Origin of the sequence: Pseudoalteromonas sp. BZK2, from assembly GCF_014349195.1 — a bacterium.
Lineage (GTDB): Bacteria > Pseudomonadota > Gammaproteobacteria > Enterobacterales > Alteromonadaceae > Pseudoalteromonas > Pseudoalteromonas simplex.
In genome coordinates this window covers 22,284-29,600 of sequence record NZ_JACSOG010000045.1, presented here as the reverse complement: position 1 = coordinate 29,600, position 7,317 = coordinate 22,284, and the positions used below count along the sequence as shown (strand labels likewise).

Genomic DNA, 7,317 nt, shown 5'->3' with positions numbered 1-7,317 from the left:
TCTCTATCTTCTGACTTCAGGATCGAAGAGATTGAAATAGACAAAGATCACAATCATATGCTGATTACAATCGGCACTCGATATTCTGTAGGCCAGTACGTAAGGAGGATTAAACAAGCGACAACTACTAAAATCTGGAAATCATTTCCTTACCTCAAAAACCAATTTTGGAAAGAGAAAACATTTTGGTTTGATGGATACTTTGTGTGTTCTGTAGGAAATGCTACTGCAGAGATAATACGAAAATATATTCAAGAGCAGGGGTGACACCGATTCATCCCCGCGACATCACTTCGCTCTGATCACGGGGTTTTCTCGGTGAATTTTCGATAAAAAAGCATATCCTGTACCACCCGCACCAATTACTGATACATTTAATGGTTTAGAAATCCACTCTGATGGAATTGAAAATGTGTTCATTTTTTAACCCTCTTAATATGACCGGACATACAATGTGAATTATTCACTATTAATTTGAATATGAAATATTCACAAGGCCGAGCTTAAAAACTATCCCAAACGCATAAATCGATTTAACTCTCGCATTCTTACTTTTGCATTGCTTAGGCTCTTTGTGTTGGCTTTAGCACTCCAAAATGCGAGCAAATTTTGCGTTAAGGGTCTTTTCGAGGTTAACGTGAGTGAAGTTTGAGGCCAGTACAGTTTTCTCAACATCATTCATGCCTTCATTCATTCAGTAATTGATGTGTTCTTTTTGGGTAAAGTTGCATTTCCTTGGCAAACAACTCCATTCGAATAAATATTCATCAGTGGCGCATGATACAAATGCGTATTTTCATTAGGTCGTTGATTACTTGGCAAAGCAAACACAATTAACCCATTTGGTTCTCCTTGTTTATCTTTTTCCAAACAAAAAAGAAGGGCAGGGTAGATAATTGAAAAGTTCGTCTTGGCGTTATAACTTATATACCAAAAAATACCTTTATGAGAAAGTTTGTGCCATATACTGTTCCTTCAGCTGACCAATAGAAGTGGCTCACATCAAAGAAAAAGCCCAAATTACCATCAGGCTGTGCTTGTAGAAGCATTTCAGCAAGCTTAAATGGCAAGATACCATTCAAATCATCTACAGAATTTTCTAACTGAATAATATCCTTAGCCAATCTATGACCATCACTAGTGTATAACTTCATCTGATGAGAATTTATAGAAAAGTTAATATGATTTAGGAACGGCCTTACATCGTTATTCGCCTTGGCATAAAAAATACCAGAAATAGCAGACTTAAATGACTCAGCATCACAAGAAAATTGAAAGCCAATAGGAATTACAATTTTGGGAATAGGGTAGCTATCGCATGATATTGTAGCTATTGAAGCTCTTGAACGACCATGTTTAACAATTACTTTATCTTCATCGAATTGAAATTTTAGTGGCTTACTTTCATCGGTAAAGCTACTTATAAAAGTATTAAGTTTTTTGGCTTTGATACAAATCTCATAATCTTCAAACGCATCAATTGGTGAAGATTGCCTAACAATCGATTGAGTGTCCGTTCCTAGCACTTCTGCTATGCCGCCAATTAATGAGAAGTGGATATAATCCAACGCAGATATGTTGCACTTAGAGCCATTTGCTATACCACAAGCATCCACAAACAGATGTTTTGCGGTAGAGAGTGAGATTGAAAAATTCATGAATATGCCTTCTATTGTTTATTTAACAACAGAATGACAGCTAAATTACATCGTGCATTTTGCAAAGAACTTATTAGCTAAAGGTATTGAGCTTAGTTCTTTTTAAATACCAAATATCATTTTTAATTTGATTTGTTGAAAGCTAAGAATAAATATTAAGGATAATGATGGTTAAATATATAGGTTAGATCTTTAGGTTAGTGCTGTGGATTGTCCATTTAACTTGTTGATTTACCTAAACAATAAAAAATAAATGAGATCGCAATTACACGTTATTTAGATCGCAATTACACCTTACTTAGATCGCAGCTACACGTTATTAGAATTTATATTGATATTATTATCAACAGGTTATAAAGGATTGTCTGTAAAATATCCACAACGACATTGCTCAAGATCGCATTTACACTTTATTTTATTCACAATCACAGTTTGTTTTTTATTCGAAATGATTGAAAATAGGGCAAATTACTGTACCAGATCGCAATTGCACGCTTCTCAGATCGCAATTACACCTTTTTTTAGTGGGTTATTCACAGCCCTGCTGAATCCATACTACAGAAGTTTAGTGAATTTTCATTTGAAAAAAGTTTTTTTTCGCCCGTTATCTTTGTTCGTGTGTGATACAATTCTGTAAACCATTGAAATGTATGTGTTTTATTTTTCAGATCGGTTTTACACTTTATTTTGTAATTTCTCTGTCCTTTTTAGAGCAAATTCTTCCGATTTATTTTTGACCAATAGTTTTAAGTTCACATCGGCTACACAGAAGTAAGTTGATGAAATAATAAACTGAAAATAAATCTCAGACCCTAATTACACGTTATTCAGTAGTTATGTAGCTTCTCAGATCGCATTTACACTTTATTTTATGAGCTAAATTTTTGTGTCAGATCGCATTTACACGTTATTTTATGACTTCAAATTTCATCCCAGATCGCATTTACACGTTATTCTATGGCCTCAAATTTCATCCCAGATCGCATTTACACGTTATTTTTTGACCTCAAATTTCATCTCAGATCGCATTTACACGTTATTTTATGGCCTCAAATTTCATCCCAGATCGCAATTACACGTTAATCAAATAGATAGGTTTTGAACTCAGATCGCAGTTACACGTTATTCATACTGTTACTCAAACTACCAGATCGCAATTACACGTTATTTTTAATAGGTTTAATAGGTAGTCAGATCACAGTTACACTCTATTATCTTAATGATTATAAAGAGATTTTTAATAATGGTGCATTTTACTGTGTTATTTATATAGCGATTTGATATATTTGAAATTCAAGTATGCGGGAATTTCGGTATGAGCAAAAACAAACTTACAATAAATAATTTGCCAGAGACTATCAGCACTAAAGGGCTAGTAGTTCAGGAAGCCGCTGAGGTTGAGCAGCTCAAACTCTTTACTGATGTGCATTTTGAAGGTTTGAAATCTAATTCATTATCAAATACCTTTCCTTTATATGATTTATGGTCTCGTTTTGTAAGAGTTAAAACTACCATATACCCAATTAGACAAGCACCAGAAAGGCTCGTTAATTCTCGTTCTATTTCTGATAAGTTGGATGGTGTTGAATACACCGGTGAATTACAAATTTCACCAGCTGTAATCAAAGGTAAAGAAACTGACTATGTTGCTTGGCCATCTGACCGCGAAGAAAAGGTAGAAAGGGCGCTTATATCACTTGCAACTAAAGGCAATATTTCTAAGATTAATAACGCAAGCGGCACTCGTTACGCAATTCATTTTAAAATGAATGAACTAAATGCAGAGCTTAAGTCAGTTAATCAATCATTATCTTATCCAGATTTAAAAGAAGCGCTACTAATCCTGTCTGGTAGTCAACTGTCCTTTAACTACAGCACTAACTCAAATGGTGAAGTAGAAACAAATGAAGCAAAAATGCCTTATTTGGGGTCAATTCATTTTTCTGGTAAAAAAGGGCCAAGCACTCAAAGATGCATTGTATTTCTTAATGAGTATATGGCTCAGCAAATTGAAACTGTATCTTATAAAGGATATTACTTTAACCAGGCGCAACAATTTAAGAGAACCTTATCTAGCTGGCTTACAACCAGACTTTATACATTATTCAGATACGCCAGCCCCGAAAAAACTTATCACTTCATGCTTGTAAGAATAATGATTAAATTTGGTTCAATTGAGTCAGAAGATATCACTGAAAACCGTTTAATCGCTATTCGCAGAAATATGACTTCAACAATGAAAGACCTCATTAATGCCGGCATTTTAGAGAAGTATGATATAGCTGCTGTAAAAGACGATGAAGGTAAGGTTACCGATTACAAGTACACGTTATACCCAACAGAAGGGTTCTGTGATGAAATTGTATCGCTTAATAAACACGCTAAGAAAATTAGAATCAAAAGCAATACGACAGAAGAAGTTGTTGAAACTTTGTTGATCGAGCAATAAGGGGCTGCACCCTTTGGTCATGGAGGCTGCACAGTTAAAGTTGAACAGTGCAGTGGATTAAAACCAATTTTACATATCAAGTATTTCAGATTCTTTAATAACCATATTTGTTAAGCAATTGTCTTATTTCACCTATGAAATCTTACGAAGCAAATGGCAGGATGTACACTTCTTGAATTAGCTCATTAACACTAATATTCACACTCTTACCTGAGGGAATTGACTGGCTGCCCCAAACTCTTATCAGATGGTGAATCATTAAAGATGAAAAAGCATATAATAACCTAAAGCGACATCGAGAAGTTTCAAGTGCTCACAAGAATGGCAAACCAGAATTTTGTAAATCAAAGTTAAGTGGCCTTGCAAAATCTATCCAGACCGTAGGCTGCTTACTTTTAAGTGAGCCATAAAATAATATCGAACAACTTGTATTTAAAAGGAAGTTAAGATGGAAGATATTTGGAAACAATATCTCGATAGTTCAGATGATTGCGTAGATTTGCTTTCAGCTAAAAGGGTATTTTTTAATAAAGAGAATACAGAAATTCATAAAGCGTTTTCTTTAAATGTAATAGAGCGTACTGATGAGCTTAGATTTATGCCTCCTATGTTGTTCAACTATTATTTTCATTTCTTTATAGAGTTTATTATGTTTATTGAACATGATGACTTCTTTAAGTCTGAAATTGCAGACAACTTTATAACATTGTTGAACCAAAAACTAGATGAGTCAGCTATTAATGATTTAGATTTACTCAAAAGATGTGTAGCTGCCGTTGACTTTTTAGGTGCTAATCTAGATTCATATAATGCTGATGTGGATATTTACGGTGATTTGGAAATGAGACTTAATCACCTCAATTTTAAGCTAAGATCCTATAGAGTCTAGGCTTTTTCGAGTGGTGATGAATAGAACTTATCCTTACCTCTCTATTTTTCAACAAATAAGACTCTCAGTTGACATAGAGGGATAAAAATGATTTCGCAAAACGAATTCCTCGCACGGGCGCAAGCACAGCTTACTTTACGTTGGCGATTACCCGCCTATCCGCGACCTTGAACGTTTAGGTGTGAACAGCTCTCAGTCTATAAAAACTATAAAAGACTAATTATTTGTTCAACAAATTTTTGCTAAGTGAAGTTTACCAGGGCCAAGCACCTGATGGTTCAGTTTCCCGTTAATATTGATTTAGTTGAAAAGAAAATTAGTTTTCTTACATTTATTAAAACTTATCGGGAACGCAGGGCTGAGATGTTGCTTTTATGGAATGTAATTCGCAGGATAAAAACTTTAAATCTAATGATATTGCAGGTTGTGTAGGTAAGTCACGTCTTATTACGTCAGAAATAGAATGGTTTGCAACCAGAAATGCGAATGTACTCGACCTTGATGAAGGGAACATCGTCATATCACATTACGAACAGCACTTTAAAATTTGTGAAGCAAATTTAAGCTCAGTTTTTGAAGGAATGGAAGGAGCATGGGATTGATGACGCCAAAGAAATTTTGCACTTCATCCGCACTAGTCTAGTTTAGGTATTTTTTGAAAACCTAAAAGTTATTAAAGAGCTTTGTTTTTAGTTATAGATGATTTAACTAAAGAGTAAAATTGTGACTCCTATGGTGAAGGTCGAAAAAATAAGAACTGCAATTATCCAGGTTTTTGCTTCGGTAAGAATATCTTTTTTATCTAAATAAAACTGGTGATTGCGATTTTTATGTAAAGGCAAACCAATTTTGTTGAAAAAATCGAAATGTATTTTATCTGGCTGTTGGGCTTTGCTTTTTAGCAATAATAATATCAATAGAGAACTTGATAGATTTAAAAGCATAGGCATTGAAAACCAGTAAGCAGCTTCTTTAGGGCTGGCAATAAAGTAAGTTATACCAAGAGTGATAGAAGAGAAGTAACCGAGTATCTCTGATTTTAAAGTGACTTTCCACCAAAACCAACGACCAATTGCAAATGGTGCAAGCCCTGCAAATATTACTATATGAAGTTGATAAATAAATAATAAGCTGTCTATTAAGCCTTGTAAGTAGATTAAATAGCTAATTAAGCTTAAAGAAAGTACTGATAAAAAATAGGCATTTTTCTTGCTGATTTCTGGTTTTTCGTCAATGTAAAAATCATTCGTAATAAGGGAGGCACCCCAATTTAGGTGAGAGTCAACGGTTGATATGTATGCAGCTATTAAGCAGATAATAAAAAGGTTTATTAGCTCAGGCGGCAGCACCTTCATAATCACGTGAGCATAAACTTCATCTGCGTTTAAGGGAGTGTTTGTTATAGTTATCGCGACGATTCCAATTAATATCCATGGAATACTCCTGACAAAAAAGTGAATAACACAATGCATAAGAATCGCTTTTTTTGCGTCCGTTTCACTTTTGCAAGATATCACTCTTTGTATCAAAGGTCCGGAGCCTGGTGCTTTGTATATCCATGAAAATATTATGAAAACCCAAAAATAAATATATTCGTCGTTAGACGCACTATTATTTAAAAAGAGGGTTTTCTTATCTTCAGGTACTTCGGAAATTATTGTAGCTAGAGACTGATTTTCAAGAATAAAATATAAGGCGATCCATGAAATACCGACAGCAAAGACAAGCTGGAAAATATCGGTAATTATTACTCCTTTTAATCCAGACAGTGCTGTGTACATTACAACAATAAGGAATACAACAGAGATGCAGAGGTGAATTTGAAGTTCTGTAAAGTACAAAGTGGGATGCAGAGAGAGTACTTCAGACAAGGTTATTGAAAACGCGTACGTCAGACTTGCTAATACAACTACATTAAGAATACCCCCTTCAAAAATAGCTTTAATTTTTCTTAAAAAACGTGTGTGTGAGGAGTCTCCATAGCGAAGTTCGTAAAGCTCAACTTCCGTTTTTATACCACTTCGATACCAATATTTACTGAAGAAAAAAGCAGTAGAAAGCAAACTTAATATACTTATCCACCATATCCAGTTACCGCTTACTCCAAAGCTATAAACTATTCCAGCTACGATAATAGGCGTATCACTAGAAAGTGTTGTAGCACTCATTGATGAGCCCGCTAGATACCATGGTATGTTTTTGTTGGCGGTTATCAATGAGTCTGAAGATTGTTTGTTGCTCTTAAGCCATAACCACAACACAACTAATAGAAAGCTAATTAAGAAAAGCCACAACTGCACAATGAGCCCTGATTATTTTAG

The 7,317-nt window shown here is 34.6% G+C and carries 7 protein-coding genes; 3 read left to right on the top strand and 4 right to left on the bottom strand.

Annotation, left to right across the window (positions count from 1 at the left end; genetic code table 11):
- Window positions 1-267 (top strand): IS200/IS605 family transposase (gene tnpA / locus BIZ38_RS19480; RefSeq protein WP_187491055.1); only part of this gene is annotated, 267 nt, incomplete at its 5' end.
- 21 nt (window positions 268-288) lie between these two features.
- On the opposite strand, the gene BIZ38_RS21905 is transcribed toward tnpA, so the two are convergent.
- The 3 genes from BIZ38_RS21905 to BIZ38_RS19470 all read right to left on the bottom strand — a co-directional run bounded on the left by BIZ38_RS21905 (window position 289) and on the right by BIZ38_RS19470 (window position 1,658).
- Complete coding sequence (locus tag BIZ38_RS21905; protein ID WP_262387630.1) at window positions 289-420, bottom strand: hypothetical protein; 132 nt, start codon at window positions 418-420, stop codon at window positions 289-291.
- A 270-nt stretch (window positions 421-690) separates the two neighbouring features.
- Window positions 691-897 (bottom strand): hypothetical protein, encoded by a 207-nt coding sequence (locus BIZ38_RS21705; RefSeq protein ID WP_410445983.1) that lies wholly within the window; start codon window positions 895-897, stop codon window positions 691-693.
- A 26-nt stretch (window positions 898-923) separates the two neighbouring features.
- Window positions 924-1,658, bottom strand: coding sequence for a hypothetical protein (locus BIZ38_RS19470; RefSeq protein ID WP_187491054.1), 735 nt, complete (start codon window positions 1,656-1,658; stop codon window positions 924-926).
- 1,315 nt (window positions 1,659-2,973) lie between these two features.
- Here BIZ38_RS19470 and BIZ38_RS19465 point away from each other — a divergent pair.
- Window positions 2,974-4,107 (top strand): replication protein A, encoded by a 1,134-nt coding sequence (locus BIZ38_RS19465; RefSeq protein WP_187491053.1) that lies wholly within the window; start codon window positions 2,974-2,976, stop codon window positions 4,105-4,107.
- Window positions 4,108-4,555: 448 nt separating this feature from the next.
- Window positions 4,556-4,996, top strand: a complete 441-nt coding sequence (locus tag BIZ38_RS19460) for a hypothetical protein (RefSeq protein ID WP_187491052.1) — start codon at window positions 4,556-4,558, stop codon at window positions 4,994-4,996.
- Window positions 4,997-5,700: 704 nt separating this feature from the next.
- On the opposite strand, the gene BIZ38_RS19455 is transcribed toward BIZ38_RS19460, so the two are convergent.
- The gene (locus BIZ38_RS19455; RefSeq protein ID WP_316247590.1) at window positions 5,701-7,257 is read right to left on the bottom strand and encodes a sodium:solute symporter family transporter; all 1,557 of its coding nucleotides are present in this window, start codon (window positions 7,255-7,257) and stop codon (window positions 5,701-5,703) included.
- Window positions 7,258-7,317: the final 60 nt, after the last annotated feature.

Bases quoted from the DNA above. Each gene is read 5' to 3' on its own strand.
- BIZ38_RS19465 (WP_187491053.1), top strand. From the start codon at position 2,974: ATGAGCAAAAACAAACTTACAATAAATAATTTGCCAGAGACTATCAGC.
- BIZ38_RS21905 (WP_262387630.1), bottom strand. From the start codon at position 420: ATGAACACATTTTCAATTCCATCAGAGTGGATTTCTAAACCATTAAAT.
- BIZ38_RS19470 (WP_187491054.1), bottom strand. From the start codon at position 1,658: ATGAATTTTTCAATCTCACTCTCTACCGCAAAACATCTGTTTGTGGAT.
- BIZ38_RS19460 (WP_187491052.1), top strand. From the start codon at position 4,556: ATGGAAGATATTTGGAAACAATATCTCGATAGTTCAGATGATTGCGTA.